Raw genomic sequence first — 26,172 nt, forward strand, 5'->3', positions numbered from 1 at the left:
TTTAAATATATCTAAAACCGAGTATACTGCTATGGAACCAATAAAACAAAACGATAATACAAGTCATAGAACAAAAAAAGGTGCCTCAACTAGAAGAGCACGCTCGCTATCTGGCAAATCATCTCGAATTGGTTTGAGAATATCCCCTGCTCAAGAAAGAGCTATTAAATTAGCTTCTGAAATAAAGGGAAAATCTGCTTCTGAGTTTATTTTAGATACGGCTTACCAAGCTGCTGAGCAAACATTGTTAGACCAAAGGCTTTTTATGGTGTCCAATGATAAGTTTGAAAAGTTTTCAAAGTTGCTTGACAGAGAACCCATGGATAATGAAGGATTGAAAAAATTATTTTCCAAGCCTTCACCATGGGATGAATAATGCTAAAAAAACCAATCCCTCTTGATAATAAAGTTGAAATCAAAAACTTTGATAGTGGCAATCAAAATCTTGATACATGGCTCATAAAACATGCAAAGCAAGCTGGCGGAAGTGGTTCCGCTAAAACCTATGTCGTTTTTGATGATGATACACCTGTTGGTTACTATAGCTTAACTGTCGGACAAGTAGAGCAATCGGAAGTTTCTAAAAGAGTCTCTCATGGAATGGGAAACTATCATATTCCTGTAATTATTCTTGCTAGAATGGCGGTTAGCAAAAATTATCAGGGTAAACAAATAGGTCGGGGCATGTTACAAGATGCCATTAAACGGTCATTGATGGTTGCTAATGAAGTGGGCGTTAGGGCTATCATTACTCACCCAATTGACGATAAAGCCGAATCTTTTTATAAACATTTTGGCTTTGAAGAATCACCGCTTAGAGAAAAACAACTTGTTTTATTATTAAAAGACGCTAAACGGGTATTGTCTTAGTTGCCTGGCTTTTGGTTAAAGCAAGTCTATATTCAGATATTACGCATATAATTTGTGATTCGCGAATTGCGAATTATATAACTAACGATGGTAATTACAGCCAGAAAACCGATATAAACTGCCCCAGCGTCCCATTACTGAGAATTTATGAGGGGGCGGCTATAAGCCAGTAATGATGCGGGTGCCCCACTTGCCCCCCTTTGCCCCGCTTATATGTATAATAATCTTTGCGATGAGTCATAAGTTACATTTTAGGATAAATAAATATCTACACCAAGCCGGTATATACTTATACCAAGACAATCTTGATGATGTGATCGACATGGAAGAAATTTGGCGTTTATCAAAACGGCAAAAAGCACCAAACTTTCTCCTATCTACGACATGTCAATTTGGACATAGCAGTTAAGAGATAATAAACTTAACTGGTATGTCCAAATCCATTAAACTACGTCAACAGTTTTCTTTTTTTAATCATATCATTAGCGTATCGCTTTGGTTCAGGAGGTAGCTTTAATCCATGAAGCTGTTTTAGTTAAGCCAGATGGACACATTACATGGATGTTTGGGTCAAGGAGATATCATGAATAATACTCATAGTTTTTTTAATCGCTCAATGAAGTGGCTTGAACGTGCCGCCCGTTATTTAAAAATGGATAAGGATGCTATTGAAAAATTAAAACACCCTAAATCCTGTCTTAAAATCAGCATTCCAATTCGTATGGATAATGGAGAGTTGAAAATTTTTGAGGGTTTTCGCGTTCATTATGAACATGCACGGGGGCCAGGGAAAGGCGGTATAAGATTTCATCCCAATGTTTCAATGAACGAAGTCACAGCGCTTGCTTTTTTAATGACCATGAAGTGTGCGATTACCGGGCTTCCTTTTGGAGGAAGCAAAGGTGCTATTAAAGTATCTGCAAAAGACTTAACACCAAGAGAATTGGAACGACTAAGCCGTCGATATATTGAAATGATGGCTGATTTTATTGGGCCTGATAAAGATATACTTGCCCCTGATTTATATACTACACCAAGAATCATGAGCTGGATGATGGATGAATACTCCACCATCTCAAGAAAATTTTGCCCTGGCATCGTTACAGGTAAACCTATCCCATTGAATGGAAGTCAAGGACGCGATACAGCTACAGGTCGTGGAGCTTATTACTGCATTAAAGAATTAGAGAAAAAAAGAAAATACTCATCTAAAAAAATCAAAGTGGCTATACAAGGTTTTGGTAATGCAGCTCAGCCAGTAGCAGAACTTCTATATCAAGATGGATATAAAATAGTTGCTGTCAGTGACTCTGAAGGAGGCATTTATAAACCTGATGGCATAAAAATCCCTGATTTAGTTCAAAAGAAAAAACAAATGGAATCCATTCATGATCTCTATTGTAAAAAGTCAGTTTGCGAGTTGGAAGGGAATACCTCAAGTATCAGTAATGAGGAGCTTTTAACTCTTGATGTTGATATATTAATTCCTGCTGCAATCCAAGATCAAATCACATCGAAAAACGCCGATCAAATTCAAGCAGATGTGATTGTTGAAATTGCAAATGGCCCCATCACTATGGAGGCGGACGAAATTTTAAACAAAAAAAACATTATGATTATTCCCGATATTCTTGCTAACTCAGGTGGTGTAATCGTCAGCTATTTTGAATGGACACAAAACAAATCAGGTTACTATTGGGATCTTGATACGGTTCATGAGCAGTTAAAATATAGAATTACCCAAGAATTTAATAATGTCTATGAATTAAAAAATAAATATAAAATTGATTTAAGAAGCGCTGCATATATTCATGTGAATTAGTTTCGACTTAATCTGACATAACCACTTGAAAAGGTGAGAGTTTCCGGTTTTGATAGAAGTGCAAACTTTAACAAAACCAAAAGGAAAACTCTCATGATAGATAATAACGTTAAAATTATTAAACACAAAGTTGGCTTACTAAATTTAGCTGAAGAATTAGGCAATGTATCGAAAGCCTGTAAGGTAATGGGTTTATCACGAGACACCTTCTATCGTTATAAATCAGCGGTAGAATCTGGTGGGGTAGATGCCTTATTTGATAAGTCACGAAGGCAACCTAATCACAAGAACCGTGTTGACGATTCTATAGAGCAAGCGGTAAAAGAGTACGCCATAGAATATCCAGCTCATGGTCAACTACGCACCAGTAATGAGTTGCGTAAGAAAGGGATTTTTGTATCCCCTAGTGGCGTTCGCAGCGTCTGGCTTAGGCATAATTTAGCTAACTTTAAAGACCGTTTGAAGGCACTTGAAGCCAAAGTAGCATCAGAGGGCATTATTCTCACAGAAGCACAAATTGCAGCTTTGGAGAAGAAGAAGTTTGATGATGAGGCTTGCGGCGAAATTGAAACAGCACATCCTGGCTATCTTGGTTCCCAAGATACATTCTATGTGGGAACTATCAAAGGAGTTGGCCGCATTTATCAGCAGACTTTTGTTGATACTTATAGCAAAGTGGCATTTGCCAAGCTCTATACAACAAAAACGCCTATTACATCAGCAGATCTCCTTAACGACAAGGTCTTGCCGTTCTTTGAGCAGCAGCAGTTACCTATGCTGCGTGTTTTAACTGACCGGGGTACAGAGTATTGTGGGAAAGTAGAACAGCATGACTATCAGCTTTATTTAGCTATTAACAACATTGATCACACGAAAACTAAAGCACAATCACCGCAAACAAACGGTATTTGTGAGCGTTTCCACAAAACGATTTTGCAGGAGTTTTATCAAATCACATTCCGTAAGAAAGTTTACGATGACATGGATGAACTGCAAAAAGATCTGGACGTATGGCTTCATTATTATAATAATGAGCGCACCCATCAAGGCAAAATGTGCTGTGGACGTACTCCAATGCAAACATTGATTGATGGCAAACAAATCTGGAAGGAAAAATTGATAGGCTGAATTTGACCTGACAGACACTTCTGAAAAACCGGTAACTGTCAGATCAAGTTTGAACTACTACAATTCATGCTTTATCCCGTTATTATGAAGCAATTGCCTGTGAGGATTCATATCTGGATATTTCTCCTAATGATAATAAATAGCCTTGCTAAACAGAAGCTGTATGCAGGGCAACATTAGTCGCAAGTGTGTTCAGAGTTATTTTTGCACAGGTGGTCCACTTATCCTCCTAAACTAAATAAACCCATCCTTAAATTAAGAAAAATATTTTCTGGCTAGGAATATCTTGGACGAGTCAATGGGGTGTTTTCCCTCACTGATTTGCAATAGGTTTCCCGAATCAGCGAGCCAGCCAAAATTACCGCCAGGATTGATAAGGCCATCATGACCAGAAAGGCGTATTGGTATGTCATAATTAAAGATTGCTTTTGGCCTGCATATTTTAACAGACTTCCAATAAAGGGTGGAAAAATAGCTACAAAAGCTACAATCATAGCATTATTGATGCCTAAGCCTACGGCAAGGGAAGCTTCTTTGCATTGTTCTGCCATAATTGCAAAACCAATACTTTGTCCGCTGGCGCCCACTCCAAGCAGAATAAAACAAAAAGCCGTTAAAAATTCGTTTAAAGAAAGGTAAATAATGCCTGTTAATGCAATTAACACCAACAAAGCGCTGGCAAGCATTACACTCTTTCGCCTGTGGAATTTATCAGAGAAATACCCCATAACCACACAACCAAAAGCATATCCTAACCAGGCCACTGTGATCATATAAGCTGAGAAATAATCGGAAAACCCTTTCTGCTTAAGAAAAATTTGACATTCATTTTCTGATAAATACTCCAAGCTAAAATAGACACAAGCAGAAAATAAAGCAATATACCAAACTTGTTTTTCACCCAACAGTTTCCGAATTGGATTTGCTGCATTTGATCGAATTCTCAAAATAATGGCATGACTTTCATGTTGTTTGTTTTTATCAACGATAAAAATCACTAAAAAAGCTATGATTAATCCTGAAAAAGCGATGAGGATAAATATTTCTCGCCAGCTGACACCCAAAAAATTGGATAGTGCATTTAATGGTCCTGCTGCAATCATGGGGCCTAAGGTGCCAATAAATTGTGATAATCCAATAAAAAAAGCAATATGATTTCGAGGCATCCAGTCGTAGACGGTGACGAGCAAGCAAATAAATCCAAATGAAGAACCCAATCCCATTACAACTCGAAATATAATAGCCACTGTGTAAGTAGGGGAGCAGGCAAAACCGATATTAGCAACTGTACAAATCAATACGGCAACAAACATGGTTTTTTTTATACCAAAACTATCAACAATAAATCCAATTGCAAATTGCATAGGACCAAACATCAAACTGTATGCGGTTGAACTTAAAAAAGCGAATGTGATTGTAGTAAGATATAATTCAGACATTAAAGATGACTGAAAAGTGCCTAATACTGTGCGCAATAAGCATTCATATATAAAAAATAAAGCACATACCAGCCAGACTGCTATTCCTTTTGCAGTAATATTGTTTTGTAATTTCATTAAACAGACTTAATTCTTTTATTAAATAATGCGTCGCCATACTTTCCTGAAATATAACATAGTCTAATCTGGTGTAATAGTAATTATCCAATATCCTGCGGGAATGGTGATAGAGTGTTGGTTGATGTAATGCCTTGCATTTAAAAAAATACTCTACTTGCTTTTGTTTTAAAAAAAGTAGTATCTCTTATCAAAATCAACAAAAAAATATGTTGAAGACTCGCAAAATATCGATGGTCTGATGGCGGAGGTTCTTTACCAGTGTGCTGGTGGACATCAGTTGACAGTCATTTTGGTGATGGATGAAAAAATATAGCTTGACCCCCTTGGTTGGAATCGCACAATCATGGGCATAAAGCGATGTTTTAAAAATTGAGTGCTTTATTAACTCATGTTACGTAGCTTCGTCTTTTTTGCCTCTTTGGACGCATTTTGGAATTTCAAATGCTCATTTACTCCATGTAAACTGCGCTTTAAAATTCCAAAATACGTCCAAATCTTCTAAAAAATACTGGTGCTGCGTAACATGAGTTATTAAAAATCTTTCTCGTAAAAATAAAGAAAACCTGATCGCTTCATCGGATTTACTGATTTCAGTTATTGAACAAATATCAGAAGAAATTTAAGTGGGGCGTCAATAAGTTAAGGAAAGTTATGATTGTTATCTTCGTCCATGGTTGGAGTGTCACACATACCAATACTTATGGAGAGCTTCCTCAATGGCTTGAAAGTCAGAGCAAAGACGGAAAGCTGGATATTCAAGTTGGTAATATCTATCTTGGGCACTACATCAGCTTTGACGATACAGTAACAGTCGACGATATAGCACGTGCATTTGACCATGCAGTGCGTGATGAAATTTCTGATAAACTGCGAGATGGGGAGCGTTTTGCTTGCATCACTCATTCAACCGGTGGCCCCGTTGTTCGTAAATGGATGGATTTATACTTTAAGAATAATCTTGCAAAATGCCCATTGAGTCATCTTATCATGCTGGCTCCCGCCAACCACGGTTCTGCGCTTGCTCAACTTGGTAAATCCCGGCTAGGCCGTATAAAAAGTTTTTTTGAAGGTATTGAACCAGGGCAGCATGTACTTGATTGGCTTGAGCTCGGAAGTGATATGAGCTGGGAACTTAATGAAAGTTGGCTTGATTACGATTGCGCGGCTAATGGCATCTATTCCTTTGTACTTACAGGTCAGAAAATTGATCGCCAACTTTATGATGCTATTAACTCTTACACAGGAGAGGCCGGATCTGATGGAGTTGTACGCGTAGTTGCTGCAAATATGAATTACAGTCTATTAAGGTTACATCAGGAAGGAAATAACGGCGAAAATCTTATTGTCGCCCAAATGAAACGGACACAGCCAATGGCATTTGGGATTTTGCCTGGGTGTTCGCATTCCGGTAAAAGGATGGGAATCATCCGCAGTGTTACGATGGCCAATGCATCCACTCACCCTACGGCTATATGGGTCTTGCGATGCCTCCAAGTAAGAACGCGTGACTCCTATAATTCACTGGCAAAAGAGTTAGATAAGATGACTAAAGAAACCCAGAAAAATGAGCATACGGAACTTGTGAGTACACTTATCTATAAGCGCGAGTATATCACCAATCGCTACTCTATGATTATATTTCGACTGATTGATGACCGAGGCAATCATCTTAACGATTATGACCTTTATCTAACTGCTGGCCCTAAATATAGCGAGCACGCGCTTCCCACAGGTTTCTTCGGAGATCGCCAGCGAAACCAACATAATCGAGGAAAACTGACGTATTTTCTTGACTACGATATCATGGAAGCTGGGATTAATACGCCAAAAATGCAAGGTAATCTCGGGTTTCGTATTAGGGCACGCCCTGAAGCGAGTGACCAAGCCCTTGCTTATTACAAGTTACTTGACTTTCATTCCTCGCTCGCTGACATTAATAAAATTCTTCATCCAAATGAAACAGTAATGGTTGAAATCATGCTTCAGAGACGAGTAGATAGGACGGTTTCTCGTATCACCAACAACCTTACTCCGGCAAAAATCAGTGTGAAACCTACTGGCGAAAAGGTAGATTGACACTTAACGTTTCTGTGGCTGTTGTTGCTCGTACTCATAATTCGCTATTTTCGCACTTATGGGTTTAATTTCTAGCGAATAGTAATCAGAATTAGTATAAGTATTTCATGTAAACCAAAGAGTTAATCATAATCGTATGGACGATTTATACTGATATTAAAAATTAAAGGGGAGCTTCCTTTGGTGGCTTAATAAAATGGTAAGATCAATTATCAATTACAAATGGCTGTCCAATGATCGGGATGCGCTTATAGGTTCTTCTGTTAATCCTAACTCAGCTAAAACTTTTACTGCTACCTCTTCTATTGGTTTTTTATCGATACCTTTATAATATTCGGAAACAGCTTGTAATTCTTCTGGGTTTAGAATGCCAGGAGTAAGCGTTTTTTCTCCATCGTGATTGACTTCTTCTTGCATTACTAAATACCCTTCCTTGGCAAATAGATTTGGAAATTCTTTTAAGTGAGAACAAAATTCACCAATGCTATGTCCTTTAACAGGTAAACATAAGAATTTATATAACTCCTCTTTTTCAATATCAGATATTTCCTTACAATCTTTTAATTCTTCCCTAAACTTCGCATCAAACGCTTCAAAAAAACTTAGTTCTATTTCCGAAAGTTTTTTGATATTTGAATCAACTTGTTTTAATGGATACTCGATGGTATAAAAAAGTTGTAGACTGAGTGGAACTTCTTGGGGAAATAGTCGCTCAATAATGGCTATTTTTACTGCATAAGATACTAAATTAGAGCAGGAAACGCCTTTGTTTTTACTTGACGTGGTTTAATGGATTCGGACACAGCAGTTAAGAGATAATAAGCTTAACTGGAGTAAAAAAGATGACAATTAGAAGAAAATTTTCACAAGAATTTAAACTTGATGCGATAAGCCTTGTAAAAGATCAAGGTTACAGTCGAGCTGAGGCCTCTCGCAGTTTATCAATTCATCCCAATATGCTTAGTCGGTGGATAAAAGAACATGAATCAGATCAAGGGAATGCATTCAGGGGTAACGGGAAATTAACGGCTGAACAGCTTGAGATTCGCCAGCTACGAGAAGAAAACCGTCGGCTGAAGATGGAAAAGGAGATTTTAAAAAAGGCGGCGGCCTTCTTTGCTCAGGAAACGAAGTGAAATATTCGTTTATCGCCCAACATGAGAAGGTCTGGCCAATAGACAAGATGTGTCTATTACTGGGCGTTTTGCGTTCAGGATATTATCGATACCGTCGAAATCGACACGGTAAACCGAGCGATCCATTACATCAGGAGATGATTGATTTTGTGAAAGACATCGCGGAGAAAAGTACTTATACATTTGGCAGTAGACGCATGAGAAAAGCGCTAAATGCTCTAGGATATCCGGTTGGTCGGCGTAAAACTCAGAGCCTGATGAAAGAAGCGGGCGTTATGGTTCGGTACAGAAAAAAATATAAGATAACGACCAATAGCAGACATAAAAAACCGGTTTTTGAAAATGTTCTGAGCCGTGATTTTTCGCCCAGTGCGCCAGACCGAGCTTATGTATCGGATATTACTTACCTGTCAACACAAGAGGGTTGGTTATATCTGACAGTGGTTATTGATTTGTTCTCCAGGAAAGTTGTTGGCTGGAGTATGAGTTCAAGGATGAAGGCAGATTTAGTTTGTGATGCCCTGAAAATGGCTTTATGGCAACGTAAACCAAAACCTGGCTTAATTGTGCATTCAGATAGAGGCTCTCAATATGCCAGCAATGAGTACCGTAAATTACTCAACGACTGGAAGTGTACTGGCAGCATGAGCAGAAAAGGTGATTGTTGGGATAATGCGGTTGCAGAGAGCTTTTTTGGTAGCTTGAAGCAAGAACGAGTGCAATGGAAACATTATCAGACGCGTTCTGAGGCACACCGGGATGTATTAAATTACATCACCGTTTTTTATAATGATTTTCGGCTTCACTCAACAATTGGTTATAAAAGCCCAAATCAATTCGAAAAGGAAATGAGGTTGTTAAAAATGGTTGCTTAACTGGTGTGTCGCAATTTGCTTGACCACGTCATACCAATAACAGCATCGTTGTGGTTCAAATTTGCAATTATAGTTAGTATTGTAACGATTGCAGGTGGCTGGTATTCATTTGTTTCATGTTTTGTTACTAAAAAGGCTACCCCATTTATAAACAGAAAAATCAAGAAATTAACTTCATATATAAGCGGAATCTTTTTGATTATCATGGGCTCAGTATTATTTTTAAAACATGATTGATGAGGATTTGAATGAGAAAAATCTCTATTTATATATTTTTCTTGTAGTCTTCTTAAGATAATAGTAAACGCTTAATTAACCCCACTCTTCTCAGGCATTTCCAAAGCAGGTAAGCTGCGCATGTTTTCAAGTTCGGAAGGGTTTACATGAAAGGGCAGCAAAGCTTCGAGCTGTTCGATGGTTTCAGCATATTGGATGTTGGTCAGTGCGTATTTCAACCATGCGAAAGCATCAACCTGGTGTTGCTTACAGGTTTCGATGAGGGAATAGAGGATAGCACCTGCTTTGGCGCCCGTTTCGTTGCCATGAAAGAGCCAGTTTTTTCGTCCGATGACGAAAGGTTTAATGGAGCGCTCTGTTCGGTTGTTATCTATTTCGAGACGGCCATCGTCAAGGTATCGTTTGAGCGCAACCCAGTGCGTCAACAGGTAATGAACGGCTTTGCCCAATGGGCTTTTCGGTGGGATATTGATTTTTTTATCTTCAACAAAGTCTTTGAGTTCATCAAGAATAGGTTTGGCCTCTTTTTGTCTTGCCTGATAAATATCGTCTGGTGCAGCCTTTGCCTCTTTGAGGGAAGCTTCCAGCTGATAAAGCTCGGTAAAATAGGTCAAGACTTTATGGGCAATGCCTTTTTTCTTGCCGGCAAGTTTGACCACATCGACAAAATACCTTCTGGCGTGCGCCATACAGGCAACATGGGTAACATGGTCTTCTTTGTCTAAAGCGACATAACCACCATAACAGTCAGCATGCAGGTAGCCGCTGAAGTCGGAAAAGAAATCAGCCGGTATCTGGTGAGTGCGTGACGGATGGTACTGATAAACATAACAGCGTTTATCCGGTGGACCGCCAATGAATAGCCACATATAGGATTTTGATGTTGGCGGTTTGTTTTTCTGCTTGAGCACCTGCACGGGTGTTTCATCCGCATAAGCGATGTCATAATCGTGAATGGCCGCAACCATGAGTTTAACCAGCGGCGTTAATAAATCAGCGGCTTTTACCACCCAGTTGCAAAGCGTTGCTCTGGTAACGGGAATGCCCGCTTCTTTAAACATCGCCTCCTGGCGATAAAGCGGCATGTGGCGGTTAAACTTGGCATCAATCACTGCTGCCAGTAAACCAGACGATGCAATGCTTTGTGGAATAGGTTGTTTCGGCAGTTTGGCCGTTTGAATGGTTTCTTCACATGTCTTGCAAGCGTATTTTTTACGAACATGAACCACACGGAAGGTCATTTGCGGTACAACATCCAGTTGTTCTGAGATGTCGTCACCAATATGAGTTAACTCACAACCACAGTCGCAATGTTTTTCTTCATCGCTTAAGTCATGAATCTGCTCAACATAGGGTAATGACTTGGGCAGTGCTTTGCGGCCTGTGCCTTTTTTAGCACGGGTATAGGTAATGGTTTCAGTTTGAGAAGGCTCAACAGTCGATTCATCCTGTTCACTGGATGGCTCTGCTTCGTCAAATTGCAATGCCATTTGTTCCGGCACGACACCTTTTTCGCTTTTGCGGCCAAAGCGTGCATTACGGAATAAGTGCAGCTGGTGGCGAAGCGTTTCGATAGTGCTTTCCTGCTGAGCCAACAATGCCAACAAACGCGCATTTTCTTCGCGTAATTGCTCTACTGTTAAGTCAGATTGTTGTTTCATCGTTGGTATTATTTGTGTTGTTTTAATGGGCACTATTATACCAAAATAAGCATGCAATGTAACGGTTTAATTTAATAAAATCATGAAGTTAACTTAAAAATAATGCTTGAAATCAAGCATGGGAAATTCAGACATCAACTTAAATTCAAGCCCCGCCAACAACCAGTCCAACTGTTGGTGAGTAATGGCTTCAAGCTGGGTTGACGTCTTCTCCATCTTAAATTTTCCACGCTCTAAGCGCTTGTGATAAAGCACAAAACCATTCTTATCCCAAAACAAACACTTAACCCTGTCACGGCTACGATTATAAAAAACGTAAACAGAACCATCGTTCGCCGGCGATTCAAATTCCTCAATCACCATGGCAGCCAAGCCATTAATGGCTTTTCTGAAATCAACAGGTGTTGTTGCAACATAAATCGCTGTCGTTTCCGGTAAGCGCAACATTATAACGCCCCTGCAAACGTTAAAACTTCACGTAAAATGACTTTGTCGGTCTGACCGCTGATTCCAAGGCGTACACCATTTGGCAACATTAACTGAATGGCCGGCTCATAGGGCGTGTTTGCCGAAGTAGGTTCAACAGCTGACTTAACCGCTAGAAAATGAGGGGATGTTCTCTGCGCTTTTGAAGCTTTAGGACGAAGACGTCCTCGCCAATAACAAAACGCTGAATGACTTATGCCTTGCTGTTCACAGTAAACAGCTTGGGTTAAACCACTGACTTCCCATGAGTCATTATGAGATTGCCAAAATTCGCGTCGTGATCTTTTCGGATTGTCTGTCATGCTGATTTTCTCCGTTGTTAAAAATAAACGGAGTATCAAGGTTGGGAAGGAACTTTGCTAGGTGAGGTTAATTAAGCGCTTACAGATAATATGAATTGCTAACTATTTTATTAGATAAGATCAAATTTTCTGTTCCCATAGTCTTTCAATGCACTTATAATCAAGACAAAAGTAATGTGGGGATTTTGTGTATTTGGGTACGACACTGTTATACATCGTACGACATTTGTAGTGGAATCCTGCGATAAAAATTGCAATAAAATCAATTGCTTATTTTTAAATTATGGGGCTCATAATCCGTTGGTCCTAGGTTCGAGTCCTAGTGGGCCCACCAATAAAACTCAATAATATCAATGACTTAAGCATTAAACTGCAATGATTTATAGTCATGTCAAAATAACGCTTCGGGACTTTTTCGGGACAGAACACCCCACAAAACTCCCGCATTGAATTCAAAAACCCACTTTATGTTACTGTTTTCAAAGGGTATTAACCCTAGAACCAACGGACTATTTTCCAGATGCTTCTACCTGACAAAATTAAGAACACTTGAGTTCAGAATATCTAACATTAATGTAATCTATTTCTGATTGATTTTTTTGTTGCACATGGCGCGCAATATAGTATCCAAAACAATATCTAAATTTTTACTGACATCTTCAGCAAGAAATCGTAAAACAAGATAGCCATTTTCTTGCAATAACCAATCTTTACGTCGATCCCGGCGATAAGCATCCTTTGAAGACAGATGTTGCTGCCCATCAATTTCTATAGCAATGCGAGCATCTAAACTTAAAAGATCAACCTCCATACAACCAAGTGCATCAAAAGGTATTGCCAGTTCCTGGTTTAATTTAAATCGGCCTTTCGTTTCTGGTAATGTTTCTAAACGATAAAAAAGAAAAGCCTCAATTAAACTTCTGGCTCTTTGGAACTGTTCGTTTTCAATTATTGAAATATCAGAAAATAACTGAGCTAAGGATGTATCCATTCCGTCAGAAACCAGTCGACTTAGAGTCCTGCCGTACTGCTCTTTCCATAAAGGTTCAGTTGGCAATGAGATTTCAGCAAGCCAACCGGGATAGGCACTGGCAGGCCGAAGAATTTTATACCCTACCGACTCATATGCTTTGCAACGACGTTGAAACATTTTTTCAAGCATGGCAACTGATAAATCTGCATAGTCATAGACATGAACTTCCCTTTTAGACTCATGTAGACGATTCAAACGACCCACATATTGCGCAATGGTGCCCTTCCATGAAACTGGCAAGGTCAAAAATAAAGTATCTAGCCGCGCATCATCAAAGCCCTCCCCTACAAATTTTCCTGTCGCTAAAATTAGCCTTTCTTCATTTTCTGGGATTAGCGTTAATTGGCTAATTGCATTTTTCATTGCTTTAGAGCCCATTCCACCGCGCAGAATTATAATGTTTTTAATTTGATGTGATAATTTTTCATTTAGTAGATCTAGGTGTTCATTGCGCTCCGTTAATACCAGCGGAACTCTTCCTTTTTTGACCGCATCGACGATATCTGAACATATAAGCTTATTCCTACTCTCATCCTGAATCATTTGATCATATAAGTGTTGGAATTGGATGCGTAAATCATCACTGCTTTCATTAAATGGTATAAATGATGTTGGTCTTACAAAAACATAATGCTCAAATGGCCTACTAATAGCCTGCTCTTTTGCGCTAACAACATAACGTACAGGACCACACCTCATTGTTATGATTGGATGATGTCCATCTTTTCTAACTAACGTAGCGGATAATCCTGTAATATATTTAGCTTTTACTTGTCTCACAATTTCATCGAAACTAACTGAAGGTATATGATGACACTCATCCACAATAATGTGGCCATATTGTCCAAGAAAAGTTGTGACATCCTTGTGCTTCACAAGGCTTTGAATTAAAGCAACATCAACAATACCATGAACTTTTTTTCTACCTCCACCATAACCACCTATTTTCTTTGCTGGAATTCCCAAAAACTGTTCAATGCGTTGCCGCCATTGATCTTGAAGTTGCTTGGTGTGAACTATGATCAATGTATTTACTGCGCGCTTTGCTATTAGCCAAGCTGCAACTACTGTTTTTCCAAATGCTGTTGTTGCTGATAAAACACCAATATCCGTTTGAATCAAGGTATCAACTGCCATCTGTTGCTCTGGCTTTAGCTCCCCGTTAAATAGTGCTTCAATTGGTTGTCCTTCATTTAGTTCAATTTGCTTTGTATGTTTAATCTTTAGTTCTTTAAGTAAATCGATAATCTCATCCTGACATCCTCTTGGTAATCCAATGTGATGTGAATAGTCACGCGCACAGCCAATAATTCTTGGTTTATCATACACAGGCAGGCGCATTGCCTGAGCCTTGTAGAACTCAGGATTTTGAAAAGCTGCAATTCTAATAAGGCGATTCAACAATGATTTTGGCAAAGGCTCTTTTTCAATAAAAATTTCATTACTAACAACCAAATGAATCTTCTCTACAAGTTCAATCGCTGGATATTGGACATTCGGGCGCCACGGTGTACGATTTTCTTCTTCATCAATGTTAATTTTAACGCCTATAATGCGCCCCTGGGATTCTGCCTGACTAACCACGCTTTCAATTTCACTTGAAGTTATTTTTTTTATACCCGCGAGATAAGCCCATTGATCATCATAAGGTTGTAAATGCTCATCAATAAATACACTGTTCTTTTGATATCGTGCTGCTTTTTGTAGAGGGAGTGCAATCAAATTGCCAAATCCTCCTTTGGGCAGCGTATCTTGATTTGGAAAAAAACGGTCATAGGAATCAAGCCCCAATTCAGGATTAGACTCCATAGTCTCAGTGAGTATATATGCCCCTAACTTTCTAGCTAAAGAAGCGCTTACTGCTTCTTCAAAGAAAAACCACACATGACCGCCATTTCCTGAACGAGACCGTTCTAATACCGCTGGTAACCCCAAATTATGGCAAGTTTTTAAAAATGCAATTGCATCTTGTTCCCATTTTCTTTTATCAAAATCAGCCGCAAGAAAGTAACAGGTTTCATCTAATAACATGGGATACATGCCCATGACAAACTCATTCCCTGTGTTATCAAATCCCTGCAAATGCCATACAATCATATCCTCACTGACTGGAACGAACTGCTCATGCTGACAGTTCATGCACTTTATTTTGGGTTTCTGACAAACATTTCTAACCCATTCATTGCGGCATACTGGTGTATATCCGGATTTCTGCGTCTTTCTATTTTGAAAACGCCTTGGAAACACATCTCCTCGTCCTCGGAAAAGGGATAGAAACAATGCGACCTTATCTGGAATTGGTGAGAACTGATGAACCATATAATGTAAATTACAAGTGGTTTCAATTGAATTTTGAAAACCAGGCGTGGATAATAGTGAATTCGGATGAACAAAATAAAAAACCCCGGATTCTTCACTTGGTAAAACCAAGGATAGGAATTGCCCGGGGACTGTAATGTAATTATAGGATAATTTTGATGTCAGATCCATACCCTGCTTTTTTCGATAAACTATCAATTATATTCTCTCAAGAACGATTGGAGGGCTACTTAAATCATGCGAGTTGTAATAATTCAAAAGAAGATGCTCTTATTATGTATTCTTGGAATATTGATCTGAGCCAATCGTTATATCCTGCATTACAGATTCTAGAAATCAGCTTGCGCAATTCATTACACCATGCTCTTAGTCAAAATTTTGAAACAGATCAATGGTTTGATTTAAGCTTTTTACACCCAAGAGAGCAGGTACAAATACAAAAAGTAAAGGATGACTTAAAAAGAAGGAAAAAACCATTAGAAACAGGGCGAATTGTTGCTGAGTTATCCTTCGGATTCTGGACATCTTTATTTGATATCCGATATGAACATGGACAAGTTCTTTGGCCAAGAATGCTTAAAAAAACCTTTATGTGAATTAGTTTCGACTTAATCTGACATAACCACTTGAAAAGGTGAGAGTTTCCGGTTTTGATAGAAGTGCAAACTTTAACAAAACCAAAAGGAAAACTCTCATGATAGATAATAACGTTAAAATTATTAAACACAAAGTTGGCTTACTAAATTTAGCTGAAGAATTAGGCAATGTATCGAAAGCCTGTAAGGTAATGGGTTTATCACGAGACACCTTCTATCGTTATAAATCAGCGGTAGAATCTGGTGGGGTAGATGCCTTATTTGATAAGTCACGAAGGCAACCTAATCACAAGAACCGTGTTGACGATTCTATAGAGCAAGCGGTAAAAGAGTACGCCATAGAATATCCAGCTCATGGTCAACTACGCACCAGTAATGAGTTGCGTAAGAAAGGGATTTTTGTATCCCCTAGTGGCGTTCGCAGCGTCTGGCTTAGGCATAATTTAGCTAACTTTAAAGACCGTTTGAAGGCACTTGAAGCCAAAGTAGCATCAGAGGGCATTATTCTCACAGAAGCACAAATTGCAGCTTTGGAGAAGAAGAAGTTTGATGATGAGGCTTGCGGCGAAATTGAAACAGCACATCCTGGCTATCTTGGTTCCCAAGATACATTCTATGTGGGAACTATCAAAGGAGTTGGCCGCATTTATCAGCAGACTTTTGTTGATACTTATAGCAAAGTGGCATTTGCCAAGCTCTATACAACAAAAACGCCTATTACATCAGCAGATCTCCTTAACGACAAGGTCTTGCCGTTCTTTGAGCAGCAGCAGTTACCTATGCTGCGTGTTTTAACTGACCGGGGTACAGAGTATTGTGGGAAAGTAGAACAGCATGACTATCAGCTTTATTTAGCTATTAACAACATTGATCACACGAAAACTAAAGCACAATCACCGCAAACAAACGGTATTTGTGAGCGTTTCCACAAAACGATTTTGCAGGAGTTTTATCAAATCACATTCCGTAAGAAAGTTTACGATGACATGGATGAACTGCAAAAAGATCTGGACGTATGGCTTCATTATTAGTAAACGCTTAATTAACCCCACTCTTCTCAGGCATTTCCAAAGCAGGTAAGCTGCGCATGTTTTCAAGTTCGGAAGGGTTTACATGAAAGGGCAGCAAAGCTTCGAGCTGTTCGATGGTTTCAGCATATTGGATGTTGGTCAGTGCGTATTTCAACCATGCGAAAGCATCAACCTGGTGTTGCTTACAGGTTTCGATGAGGGAATAGAGGATAGCACCTGCTTTGGCGCCCGTTTCGTTGCCATGAAAGAGCCAGTTTTTTCGTCCGATGACGAAAGGTTTAATGGAGCGCTCTGTTCGGTTGTTATCTATTTCGAGACGGCCATCGTCAAGGTATCGTTTGAGCGCAACCCAGTGCGTCAACAGGTAATGAACGGCTTTGCCCAATGGGCTTTTCGGTGGGATATTGATTTTTTTATCTTCAACAAAGTCTTTGAGTTCATCAAGAATAGGTTTGGCCTCTTTTTGTCTTGCCTGATAAATATCGTCTGGTGCAGCCTTTGCCTCTTTGAGGGAAGCTTCCAGCTGATAAAGCTCGGTAAAATAGGTCAAGACTTTATGGGCAATGCCTTTTTTCTTGCCGGCAAGTTTGACCACATCGACAAAATACCTTCTGGCGTGCGCCATACAGGCAACATGGGTAACATGGTCTTCTTTGTCTAAAGCGACATAACCACCATAACAGTCAGCATGCAGGTAGCCGCTGAAGTCGGAAAAGAAATCAGCCGGTATCTGGTGAGTGCGTGACGGATGGTACTGATAAACATAACAGCGTTTATCCGGTGGACCGCCAATGAATAGCCACATATAGGATTTTGATGTTGGCGGTTTGTTTTTCTGCTTGAGCACCTGCACGGGTGTTTCATCCGCATAAGCGATGTCATAATCGTGAATGGCCGCAACCATGAGTTTAACCAGCGGCGTTAATAAATCAGCGGCTTTTACCACCCAGTTGCAAAGCGTTGCTCTGGTAACGGGAATGCCCGCTTCTTTAAACATCGCCTCCTGGCGATAAAGCGGCATGTGGCGGTTAAACTTGGCATCAATCACTGCTGCCAGTAAACCAGACGATGCAATGCTTTGTGGAATAGGTTGTTTCGGCAGTTTGGCCGTTTGAATGGTTTCTTCACATGTCTTGCAAGCGTATTTTTTACGAACATGAACCACACGGAAGGTCATTTGCGGTACAACATCCAGTTGTTCTGAGATGTCGTCACCAATATGAGTTAACTCACAACCACAGTCGCAATGTTTTTCTTCATCGCTTAAGTCATGAATCTGCTCAACATAGGGTAATGACTTGGGCAGTGCTTTGCGGCCTGTGCCTTTTTTAGCACGGGTATAGGTAATGGTTTCAGTTTGAGAAGGCTCAACAGTCGATTCATCCTGTTCACTGGATGGCTCTGCTTCGTCAAATTGCAATGCCATTTGTTCCGGCACGACACCTTTTTCGCTTTTGCGGCCAAAGCGTGCATTACGGAATAAGTGCAGCTGGTGGCGAAGCGTTTCGATAGTGCTTTCCTGCTGAGCCAACAATGCCAACAAACGCGCATTTTCTTCGCGTAATTGCTCTACTGTTAAGTCAGATTGTTGTTTCATCGTTGGTATTATTTGTGTTGTTTTAATGGGCACTATTATACCAAAATAAGCATGCAATGTAACGGTTTAATTTAATAAAATCATGAAGTTAACTTAAAAATAATGCTTGAAATCAAGCATGGGAAATTCAGACATCAACTTAAATTCAAGCCCCGCCAACAACCAGTCCAACTGTTGGTGAGTAATGGCTTCAAGCTGGGTTGACGTCTTCTCCATCTTAAATTTTCCACGCTCTAAGCGCTTGTGATAAAGCACAAAACCATTCTTATCCCAAAACAAACACTTAACCCTGTCACGGCTACGATTATAAAAAACGTAAACAGAACCATCGTTCGCCGGCGATTCAAATTCCTCAATCACCATGGCAGCCAAGCCATTAATGGCTTTTCTGAAATCAACAGGTGTTGTTGCAACATAAATCGCTGTCGTTTCCGGTAAGCGCAACATTATAACGCCCCTGCAAACGTTAAAACTTCACGTAAAATGACTTTGTCGGTCTGACCGCTGATTCCAAGGCGTACACCATTTGGCAACATTAACTGAATGGCCGGCTCATAGGGCGTGTTTGCCGAAGTAGGTTCAACAGCTGACTTAACCGCTAGAAAATGAGGGGATGTTCTCTGCGCTTTTGAAGCTTTAGGACGAAGACGTCCTCGCCAATAACAAAACGCTGAATGACTTATGCCTTGCTGTTCACAGTAAACAGCTTGGGTTAAACCACTGACTTCCCATGAGTCATTATGAGATTGCCAAAATTCGCGTCGTGATCTTTTCGGATTGTCTGTCATGCTGATTTTCTCCGTTGTTAAAAATAAACGGAGTATCAAGGTTGGGAAGGAACTTTGCTAGGTGAGGTTAATTAAGCGCTTACCATTATTATAATAATGAGCGCACCCATCAAGGCAAAATGTGCTGTGGACGTACTCCAATGCAAACATTGATTGATGGCAAACAAATCTGGAAGGAAAAATTGATAGGCTGAATTTGACCTGACAGACACTTCTGAAAAACCGGTAACTGTCAGATCAAGTTTGAACTACTACAAATTATACAAAAAAGATTTTCCTTAACTGAATTGCCATATTTAAAATTCAAAATGACTGGCTGCTTGCATTCAAGCTACGTTTTCTAAGTCTTTTTTGTTGGCAAAAACTCGTTTTCTAAGTCTTTTTCTAAACTTGCATCTTCTTTCTTAAATAGAGAATAATAATTTTTTGCTATTTTTGAAGAACGCCAGGAAAGCTCTTTTTGTTGCCCTAGCTCTAGAAACTTTTTTTTAGCTTCTAAATAATTATCATTCTTTCGAGCCTCTCTTATCGTCTTTAATTGTTCTGCTACAGTTGCTGGAATTTTCTTATCTTTACCATTCACGTGTTCAGTATGTTTATTCCATTGGAATCCAACATCCCAATTTTTAGCAAGCAGATACTTCTCGGCTTTATCTAAGAAAAGTTTGGCTTTATATTCTTCGGATTCTTCAATTTTGTTTCTGTAATCTATTATTCTATTTGATAGTTCAAAAACTTGTTGTATATAATCTTCAGCAGGTTGTTCTTTTAAATGCTCCGCCCTATTTTGGAATGGAGCAATTTGGACCAAAGCGTCACATAGATCTTTTGCAGCAATTAATTGGCGATGAACTTTCGTCAATGGAATATCAGTTTCCTCGGGATCCATTTCGCTTACCTCAGATTGCAGCATATGCAAAAGAACTTGTAAAGAGGGGTATTTTCCTTCCATGATTTGTGAAGAAGGATCGATTTGCTTGATATAAACATCAAGATTTTCTTTCAAATACTTAGAAACAAAAAATGCATACTGCTCGGATATAAATTCTTTATCAAAACCGTCCGCTTCTTCTAGAGCTGAATGAATCTCCCGCAGATAAATATCAGGTTCTTCTATGATTGATTCGATATAAAATCTTGTTCGAGTTTCCTCGTGTTTTTCTTTAAGTTGCACTTTCTCAGCTTCAATTTTCAAACTGTCGAAATTTTGAATCATGAATTTTAATAGCTTCGCTTCAGAACTTAAAAACGTCGGTGAAATGTGTTGTGAAAATTTCGCATCCATTGCGATAATTTTATCAGCTTGAGCTTTTAGCTTGCTTAACTCTTGGCGAGACTCTTCAGAAGGGGAAGCGATTAAATCTTTAAGCTGTTTATTTATTTCTTCTAAAGCCAGATTAGCATCATAATAATAACTTTTTACAAAGTCTTCTTGTAATTTTTTGGGTAATTCTTTAAAACGTTCGATAGCCGCTTCAATAAATTGATCCTTAAAGTGTATTTGGTCTTTTACTTTTGCACTTAACTCAGGTAGTTTTCTAATTATTTTTGACATTTCTACATGCAAGACAATTGGAGTATGTCGAAATTCATGGGTACTGAAATTAGGGATGTGACTGTTGCGTGGATCATAACCTAGAGGGATATTGGGCTGGTCTTCATTTAAATAGGCGATAACATCATTATATGCCCCTATCTCATAATTAAACTCTACAGTGAATTGCAATGAATCCTCATCCAAATCACCCATCTTAATCGTACGATAATGACTTTGTTGATGAATTTGCTTAACAATATCTTCCTGAGAATCAAGATATACTACATCTTCTTCATGCAAGGCAGCAATTCTCTCATACTCAAGTTTTTGGTAAGCAAGTCGACTTTGATAAAATGAGTCGATTTGAGAAATATGTTTTCTAAAATATTTCTTATTTTCACTAACACTGTTTATCGTTTCCCCCCATTGGCTGAGGTTGCCGTATTTTTTGTGCAGACGTTCAGGTTTATCGACATCAAAAATAAGATCTTTTAATATAGTATGTAATGAAGGTTTGGGCTCCTTCTCCTTAAGTGCAGGAGAGCGCATTAGGGCTTCTGCTAAATCAAATAGGTCAGTCCAAATTTCTTTTTTTTCTTTGAAGTCATCAATTCCTATATTTTTTGTTAATCCCGGGTTTCTAAAATCCAGTAGAACTCCCCCTTCAACCATTTGATAGTAGTTGTTCGGGTTTTTAAATGCACGGTAATGTCTTCTTGCGGCATCTAACTGCATGAATTTATCGGAAGTAAATCGTTCGGCTTTCTTTTGAAGCGACTCAACTTCTAATTGTAAATCTCTGATATTTTTTTCCAATTCTTCTTTATTTAATGCATGAGGAAGCTGCTCTTTTAATCCTTTGAGTTTTTGCTCTAATTTAGAGATTTTTTCATGGAAATAATTAACACGTGCTTGTTTTTCTTGACGTAGGGAATCAGTATTTAAAAAAATCAACATATCCGAAATGTTAATCCCTGTTTCCGAAGATATTACTGATTTTAGTCTTGCAATTGGAGTTTGTTCTTCAGCATCTTCAGATGGAGTACGATTGGTAATAAAAGCGACTTCGATACCTTGCTTCTTGGCATGTTTCAGTACATTGAGTACTTCTGCTGTAGTTTCCTCTTCTAAATGTATAAGTGCATCCGCATCAAACACGATAAGTTTTGGCTGTTTATACGGTGATGGTGCTTTAACACGTAAATCCACATCATTAATATCATCTTGAACTTCTCGGGCGACTCCTGACTTAATCGCTTGAATTCTTGAAACATTTTCCATGGATGAGAGATGTTGTTTCATTGTAAGGGTAAAAAGATTTTGCTTTTCCTCATCGAGATCAACCACTGTTTTGATTTGTGTTTCAAATTTCTCAATTAATTGATTAATTGATGGATTATCTAGTTGAGGATTTGTCTTTTGATACTCTTCTTTCAATTCAATAAAGCGTTTTTTTAATTCTTTAAATTCGGGGGTCCTCAATTGAAAATGATGCTCTAAACGTTGGAAATCTTTATTTAGATTTTCAAGCTGTACTCTAAGATCGTTTGTAGTGATAAGAAATGGAACATGTTTTGAAATTAATTCAATAACTTGTTGTCGCGCCTTTTCATATTCTTCTGGGGCAGGTAATTTAGGTTTTTGGGATTTTAATTTAAAGGCCCCCTTCTCAGGTGGTTTTCTATAACTATCAGCCAGCTCAGCAATAGCGACAAGTAGTTGGTTAATTTCTTTAGAATAGGCCCCATCAGCGTTGTTACCATAATACTTTTCTGGAAGTTCTGTGAAAGCGGCCTCTAATACAGCAAAACTTAAGCGAGCCACAAATTCATCGAGGCTTTCTCTGTTTGGTTTGGCTTGCAGAACTCTCCATGTAAATAGAGGAATAGTCTGTTCTCTTTTTCCCTGGAATAATGTATCCAAAGTTGTGAGTATGACAGGCGGCTCCATATCATCTGGTTTTGTAGAATCAAATAGGAACTTAAGCGCCGTAAATTGTTTTTTTAACTCGTCCCACCTTTCTGGACTAAGTTCATTAGTGGCATTTAATTCACTTAATTGTTGATAGAGCAGTGCCATTTTTATAGGTATCTCAGTTGGATCTATTTCAAAATGGTCATAACCTAAAATAAACAATTGTTCTATAAACTTGCTACGTTGTTTTAACTCCGCATCAAGCACTTGATAATTATCATTGCGTTCTGCATTTTCCAATAATTCGATACGTTGTTTACACTGATGGTATTCATCTTTTAAGCGTTCAAACTTTTCTCTCGTAAGTTCCTTTGGAAAACTAAAAATAGATTCTAATATTCCATTCATTGTTTCTGAAATATTATTAAATACATCAAGTTTTAATTGTAGTTTGTTTGTTTTGTTTAAATTTTTTGAATTTTTTAAATAGGCATCTTGCATATGAGCGACAAAAGAAGCTCTATATTTAACAAACCTATCCTCTTCTATTTGAACTTGTTCGGGAGGAATGTTCTCTAACTGGTCAAGAAGGGTCAGATAGCTTCTATTACGAGCTAGCAAGTCAAAAAATAATCCTAGTTCATCGAGATGCTTATTTTCTTTAAAGGCATGCAGTAAGAATTCGGCAGAGTTATTAATTGAAGTTAATAATTTCTGCGTTGACTCAGTAGTTGACTCAGTAACAATTGGGTTTTCGCAAACCTCTGTAATCCATTTTTTTAATTGATCAGACGGGATTGAACTTAATTCTTGGTATTTTTCCATCAGTTCAAGAAGCGCCTGATGTTTCGGTCTAATCAATCCCCTCTTTGGGATACCAATCTGCCGAAGGAGTGTATCAATTTCTTGTTTTAATAGGGTTCCATAAATAACATAAAGTTCGATATTTTCATCTTCAAGAGGGGCCTCGCGGCCAATATCTTCATGGATTAAGTATCCGGTTTCACTAATGTAACCTTTCTGTAAGGGAGTTTCTATAAACTCCCTTTTCAGGCCATCAGTTTTTTCTGCTCTCATCTGAGTGAGTCGCTGCTTATGACTAAGTTGAGTGTAATTCGGATTTAAGGAGGCCAAAAGATAAGCAATTTGAGCACTGCGTCCTTTTCCTCCTCGACAATGTGTGTGAATGTTTTGTTCAGGAGGAGTGGTTTGGCCTATTTCTTTGACATAGGCTAATTCTTCTGTAGTTAATTCTAAGGGTTGCTTATCCCGAATAGGAAAATGATGTATTTGGATAGGATCGTTTCCATTGATGCTGATTTCATAAGTAAAGAATCGTCCTACTTTTTTAATTGGCTGTGAAGTAATATACACGTCTTTAAGCTCAGGAATATCAGGGAGTATTACGCGTCCATTAGCATCGGGTATGAAATAATTAATGAAATCTTCCTCTACTATTTGCTCTTTTATTATTGCCCTTTCATTGAAGCCTTCTTGTGGATAATAGGGAAGTACTCTACCCATAGCGAATACATGAGCTACATTATTTTTTAATAAATTGTTGAAATATCTTGCGATATCATGGTGTGCTTCGTAAAGTTCTGGATTTTCAGCAGGAATAAGCGATTTGGCGGAATTAGGTCCTGGTGAAATCGAAACATTCGTATCTTTAAATTTAAAATAGCCCATTCCTATCCTTTGTCGGGCCGGACCTGAGAGATCCATACTTAAAGGCGTTGTAAGTCGTAGCAGTGTAGGTGGCCAAATATCAGCAAGACTCTGTCTCGCCAATCCCTTACTTGGTTGATGTGATTTTATATATTCTAATTCGTCCTCTATTTCTTCTTTCCGGTTTTGCGATTTTGGGTCATTCTTTTGTAATAAAGTATCTAATTCATCCTGAAGGGTCATTATTTTTTTAAAAGTTTCAGAAGAAAGCTCATTAATTACAGTGCCAATAGCAGATTCAAAAACAATCATTTCCCGAAATGAGAGATGTTTGAACCCATAAGATTCCAGTCGTGGTTTAATTCGACCAATATCGAATGTTATCTCAAATTGTTGCGCAACCGATTCATTCAGAGAACCATCTGGATTAAATACCCCATAAGCATCCAATTCCCGTAACGATGCATTAGATGTATTGCCCAATGGAGTTTTTATTTTTGCAACGTGCTGGTCAAGAACGGCTTTATCTATCTGATCTGGATCTGAAAATTTTTTAACTAATCGACTTAAAAATTCCCGTTTTTCAGTTTCTGTAAAATCTACATTCTCTTCTTGTTTTAATGTTTTTCCAGATTCTTTTTCTATTTTTTCAGAGTTTGTTAGTGTCTTGGATACGCCACGAGTTGCATGGCGCAGTGAATCTTTTTTATTGCCTTGGGTGTCCAGTACGTTGATAAGCTCTTGGTTGTAAGCTGTGCTTGGGGCGCCAAGTTCTTTCATTTTTTTATGGCTATAAGCAGAGGTAAAATCACCGCAGGCATATGCATCTTGTTGTGGGTTAATTGGACCTGTGGTCGTAATCGTTATTTGACTTGCCTTTATCCCACACTTTTTCAACAAATCTAAAGTCATTCCTCTGATTGCATTTGCACCGCCTGGACCATAAGGATCAAATAGTTCGAGCTGATATTTACCTGTGCCATCAACGGGCTTGGTTAAATAAACACCACGCCAATGCCCGGGGCCTATTGGAATAAAAATATGTTTAAATTTTTTATTTTGAAGCGCTAAAGCTATGCCTTCTTGCGCCGCTTCAACAGATCTGGAGTCGAAGCGATTTACTGGGCCTAGCACCTCGATATTTCCATAGGGTTTTGGCATTAACAAGGACATATCATGGTCTTGCAATTGATCGCGCAGGCTACGCTCATGAATATATTTTTGATCATAATGGCCTTGGGCACGGTGTCTCCGTCTATTTTCATCGGTTTCGCGATCCATTTGTTCTATGACCAAAGAATAAATAGAAGTTGCTGCATCTTGGAGGGAAGATTCATCAAAAGATTTTTCGAGTTGTTTGCCAACAAGTTTAATTACTTTATCGCTTTGGGCACCTAAAGCCACACTTTCCTCAGCGGCCAAGGCATTAATAGCTTTTAGAAGTTTCAGACTTTCGGGGGGTAATTTTTTTTTGTAACGCTTAATGAAACTGTCTATACTTATTTTTGGATCTTGTTCTAATGGCATTTTACTATTC

At 38.7% G+C, this 26,172-nt stretch carries 16 protein-coding genes and 2 pseudogenes; 8 read left to right on the forward strand and 10 right to left on the reverse strand.

Annotated features, from left to right (window positions below; translation table 11 throughout):
- Nucleotides 1-31 precede the first annotated feature (31 nt).
- From E4T55_RS03660 to E4T55_RS03675, 4 genes and pseudogenes are all read left to right on the forward strand, one after another.
- A complete protein-coding gene (locus tag E4T55_RS03660; protein WP_082636534.1) occupies nucleotides 32-376 on the forward strand; it encodes a type II toxin-antitoxin system TacA family antitoxin in 345 nt (114 codons plus the stop codon).
- Nucleotides 376-870 (forward strand): GNAT family N-acetyltransferase, encoded by a 495-nt coding sequence (locus E4T55_RS03665; RefSeq protein ID WP_172460991.1) that lies wholly within the window; start codon nucleotides 376-378, stop codon nucleotides 868-870. Before E4T55_RS03660 ends, E4T55_RS03665 begins: the two co-directional genes overlap by 1 nt.
- Nucleotides 871-1,522: 652 nt before the next feature.
- Nucleotides 1,523-2,692 carry a Glu/Leu/Phe/Val family dehydrogenase gene (locus E4T55_RS03670; protein WP_223168358.1) on the forward strand — a complete coding sequence of 390 codons (1,170 nt, stop codon included), beginning with the start codon at nucleotides 1,523-1,525 and terminating at the stop codon, nucleotides 2,690-2,692.
- A gap of 93 nt (nucleotides 2,693-2,785) precedes the next feature.
- Nucleotides 2,786-3,908 (forward strand): annotated as a pseudogene (locus tag E4T55_RS03675) (IS481 family transposase).
- Between the two features lie 187 nt (nucleotides 3,909-4,095).
- Here the strand turns inward: E4T55_RS03675 and E4T55_RS03680 are convergent.
- The gene (locus E4T55_RS03680; protein WP_058502047.1) at nucleotides 4,096-5,376 is read right to left on the reverse strand and encodes an MFS transporter; all 1,281 of its coding nucleotides are present in this window, start codon (nucleotides 5,374-5,376) and stop codon (nucleotides 4,096-4,098) included.
- 654 nt (nucleotides 5,377-6,030) lie between these two features.
- Between E4T55_RS03680 and plaB the strand changes: the two genes are divergently transcribed.
- A complete protein-coding gene (gene plaB, locus E4T55_RS03685; protein ID WP_058502046.1) occupies nucleotides 6,031-7,455 on the forward strand; it encodes a phospholipase PlaB in 1,425 nt (474 codons plus the stop codon).
- A gap of 216 nt (nucleotides 7,456-7,671) precedes the next feature.
- Here the strand turns inward: plaB and E4T55_RS03690 are convergent, their stop codons facing one another.
- The gene (locus tag E4T55_RS03690; RefSeq protein WP_058502045.1) at nucleotides 7,672-7,872 is read right to left on the reverse strand and encodes a hypothetical protein; all 201 of its coding nucleotides are present in this window, start codon (nucleotides 7,870-7,872) and stop codon (nucleotides 7,672-7,674) included.
- A 425-nt stretch (nucleotides 7,873-8,297) separates the two neighbouring features.
- Here E4T55_RS03690 and E4T55_RS03695 point away from each other — a divergent pair.
- Nucleotides 8,298-9,466 (forward strand): IS3 family transposase gene (locus tag E4T55_RS03695; protein WP_115325230.1). Its coding sequence is split into 2 segments (ribosomal slippage): nucleotides 8,298-8,562 and nucleotides 8,562-9,466, totalling 1,170 coding nucleotides; the frame shifts between segments, so codons are not numbered across the junction.
- A 308-nt stretch (nucleotides 9,467-9,774) separates the two neighbouring features.
- Here E4T55_RS03695 and tnpC (E4T55_RS03700) read toward each other — a convergent pair.
- The 4 genes from tnpC (E4T55_RS03700) to E4T55_RS03715 form a co-directional block, all read right to left on the reverse strand.
- Nucleotides 9,775-11,364 carry an IS66 family transposase gene (gene tnpC / locus E4T55_RS03700; protein WP_058501897.1) on the reverse strand — a complete coding sequence of 530 codons (1,590 nt, stop codon included), beginning with the start codon at nucleotides 11,362-11,364 and terminating at the stop codon, nucleotides 9,775-9,777.
- Nucleotides 11,365-11,457: 93 nt separating this feature from the next.
- Nucleotides 11,458-11,811 (reverse strand): IS66 family insertion sequence element accessory protein TnpB, encoded by a 354-nt coding sequence (gene tnpB / locus E4T55_RS03705; protein ID WP_058501898.1) that lies wholly within the window; start codon nucleotides 11,809-11,811, stop codon nucleotides 11,458-11,460.
- The gene (tnpA, locus tag E4T55_RS03710) at nucleotides 11,811-12,152 is read right to left on the reverse strand and encodes an IS66 family insertion sequence element accessory protein TnpA (protein ID WP_058501899.1); all 342 of its coding nucleotides are present in this window, start codon (nucleotides 12,150-12,152) and stop codon (nucleotides 11,811-11,813) included. Before tnpA (E4T55_RS03710) ends, tnpB (E4T55_RS03705) begins: the two co-directional genes overlap by 1 nt.
- Before the next feature lie 580 nt (nucleotides 12,153-12,732).
- Nucleotides 12,733-15,504 carry a TOTE conflict system archaeo-eukaryotic primase domain-containing protein gene (locus E4T55_RS03715; protein ID WP_058501604.1) on the reverse strand — a complete coding sequence of 924 codons (2,772 nt, stop codon included), beginning with the start codon at nucleotides 15,502-15,504 and terminating at the stop codon, nucleotides 12,733-12,735.
- A gap of 158 nt (nucleotides 15,505-15,662) precedes the next feature.
- Here E4T55_RS03715 and E4T55_RS03720 point away from each other — a divergent pair, with 158 nt between their 5' ends.
- Nucleotides 15,663-16,100, forward strand: coding sequence for a hypothetical protein (locus E4T55_RS03720; RefSeq protein ID WP_058501603.1), 438 nt, complete (start codon nucleotides 15,663-15,665; stop codon nucleotides 16,098-16,100).
- A 98-nt stretch (nucleotides 16,101-16,198) separates the two neighbouring features.
- Nucleotides 16,199-17,128: pseudogene (locus E4T55_RS03725) on the forward strand (IS481 family transposase); the annotation flags it as partial.
- Between the two features lie 10 nt (nucleotides 17,129-17,138).
- On the opposite strand, the gene tnpC (E4T55_RS03730) reads toward E4T55_RS03725, so the two are convergent.
- The 4 genes from tnpC (E4T55_RS03730) to E4T55_RS03750 all read right to left on the reverse strand — a co-directional run bounded on the left by tnpC (E4T55_RS03730) (nucleotide 17,139) and on the right by E4T55_RS03750 (nucleotide 26,162).
- Nucleotides 17,139-18,728, reverse strand: a complete 1,590-nt coding sequence (gene tnpC, locus E4T55_RS03730; protein WP_058501897.1) for an IS66 family transposase — start codon at nucleotides 18,726-18,728, stop codon at nucleotides 17,139-17,141.
- A 93-nt stretch (nucleotides 18,729-18,821) separates the two neighbouring features.
- Entirely contained in the window at nucleotides 18,822-19,175 is a 354-nt protein-coding gene (gene tnpB / locus E4T55_RS03735) for an IS66 family insertion sequence element accessory protein TnpB (RefSeq protein ID WP_058501898.1), read from the reverse strand.
- Nucleotides 19,175-19,516 carry an IS66 family insertion sequence element accessory protein TnpA gene (tnpA, locus tag E4T55_RS03740; protein ID WP_058501899.1) on the reverse strand — a complete coding sequence of 114 codons (342 nt, stop codon included), beginning with the start codon at nucleotides 19,514-19,516 and terminating at the stop codon, nucleotides 19,175-19,177. Before tnpA (E4T55_RS03740) ends, tnpB (E4T55_RS03735) begins: the two co-directional genes overlap by 1 nt.
- A gap of 340 nt (nucleotides 19,517-19,856) precedes the next feature.
- Complete coding sequence (locus E4T55_RS03750) at nucleotides 19,857-26,162, reverse strand: hypothetical protein (RefSeq protein ID WP_162262330.1); 6,306 nt, start codon at nucleotides 26,160-26,162, stop codon at nucleotides 19,857-19,859.
- Nucleotides 26,163-26,172: the final 10 nt, after the last annotated feature.

The sequence above is a fragment of the Legionella israelensis genome (assembly GCF_004571175.1).
Taxonomy (GTDB): Bacteria; Pseudomonadota; Gammaproteobacteria; order Legionellales; family Legionellaceae; genus Legionella_D; species Legionella_D israelensis.

Bases quoted from the DNA above. Each gene is read 5' to 3' on its own strand.
- E4T55_RS03720 (WP_058501603.1), top strand. From the start codon at position 15,663: ATGTCAGATCCATACCCTGCTTTTTTCGATAAACTATCAATTATATTC.
- E4T55_RS03670 (WP_223168358.1), top strand. From the start codon at position 1,523: ATGGATAAGGATGCTATTGAAAAATTAAAACACCCTAAATCCTGTCTT.
- E4T55_RS03665 (WP_172460991.1), top strand. From the start codon at position 376: ATGCTAAAAAAACCAATCCCTCTTGATAATAAAGTTGAAATCAAAAAC.
- tnpB (WP_058501898.1), bottom strand. From the start codon at position 19,175: ATGTTGCGCTTACCGGAAACGACAGCGATTTATGTTGCAACAACACCT.
- E4T55_RS03690 (WP_058502045.1), bottom strand. From the start codon at position 7,872: ATGCAAGAAGAAGTCAATCACGATGGAGAAAAAACGCTTACTCCTGGC.
- tnpC (WP_058501897.1), bottom strand. From the start codon at position 11,364: ATGAAACAACAATCTGACTTAACAGTAGAGCAATTACGCGAAGAAAAT.
- tnpC (WP_058501897.1), bottom strand. From the start codon at position 18,728: ATGAAACAACAATCTGACTTAACAGTAGAGCAATTACGCGAAGAAAAT.
- tnpA (WP_058501899.1), bottom strand. From the start codon at position 19,516: ATGACAGACAATCCGAAAAGATCACGACGCGAATTTTGGCAATCTCAT.
- tnpA (WP_058501899.1), bottom strand. From the start codon at position 12,152: ATGACAGACAATCCGAAAAGATCACGACGCGAATTTTGGCAATCTCAT.
- E4T55_RS03750 (WP_162262330.1), bottom strand. From the start codon at position 26,162: ATGCCATTAGAACAAGATCCAAAAATAAGTATAGACAGTTTCATTAAG.
- tnpB (WP_058501898.1), bottom strand. From the start codon at position 11,811: ATGTTGCGCTTACCGGAAACGACAGCGATTTATGTTGCAACAACACCT.
- E4T55_RS03715 (WP_058501604.1), bottom strand. From the start codon at position 15,504: ATGGTTCATCAGTTCTCACCAATTCCAGATAAGGTCGCATTGTTTCTA.
- E4T55_RS03680 (WP_058502047.1), bottom strand. From the start codon at position 5,376: ATGAAATTACAAAACAATATTACTGCAAAAGGAATAGCAGTCTGGCTG.
- plaB (WP_058502046.1), top strand. From the start codon at position 6,031: ATGATTGTTATCTTCGTCCATGGTTGGAGTGTCACACATACCAATACT.
- E4T55_RS03660 (WP_082636534.1), top strand. From the start codon at position 32: ATGGAACCAATAAAACAAAACGATAATACAAGTCATAGAACAAAAAAA.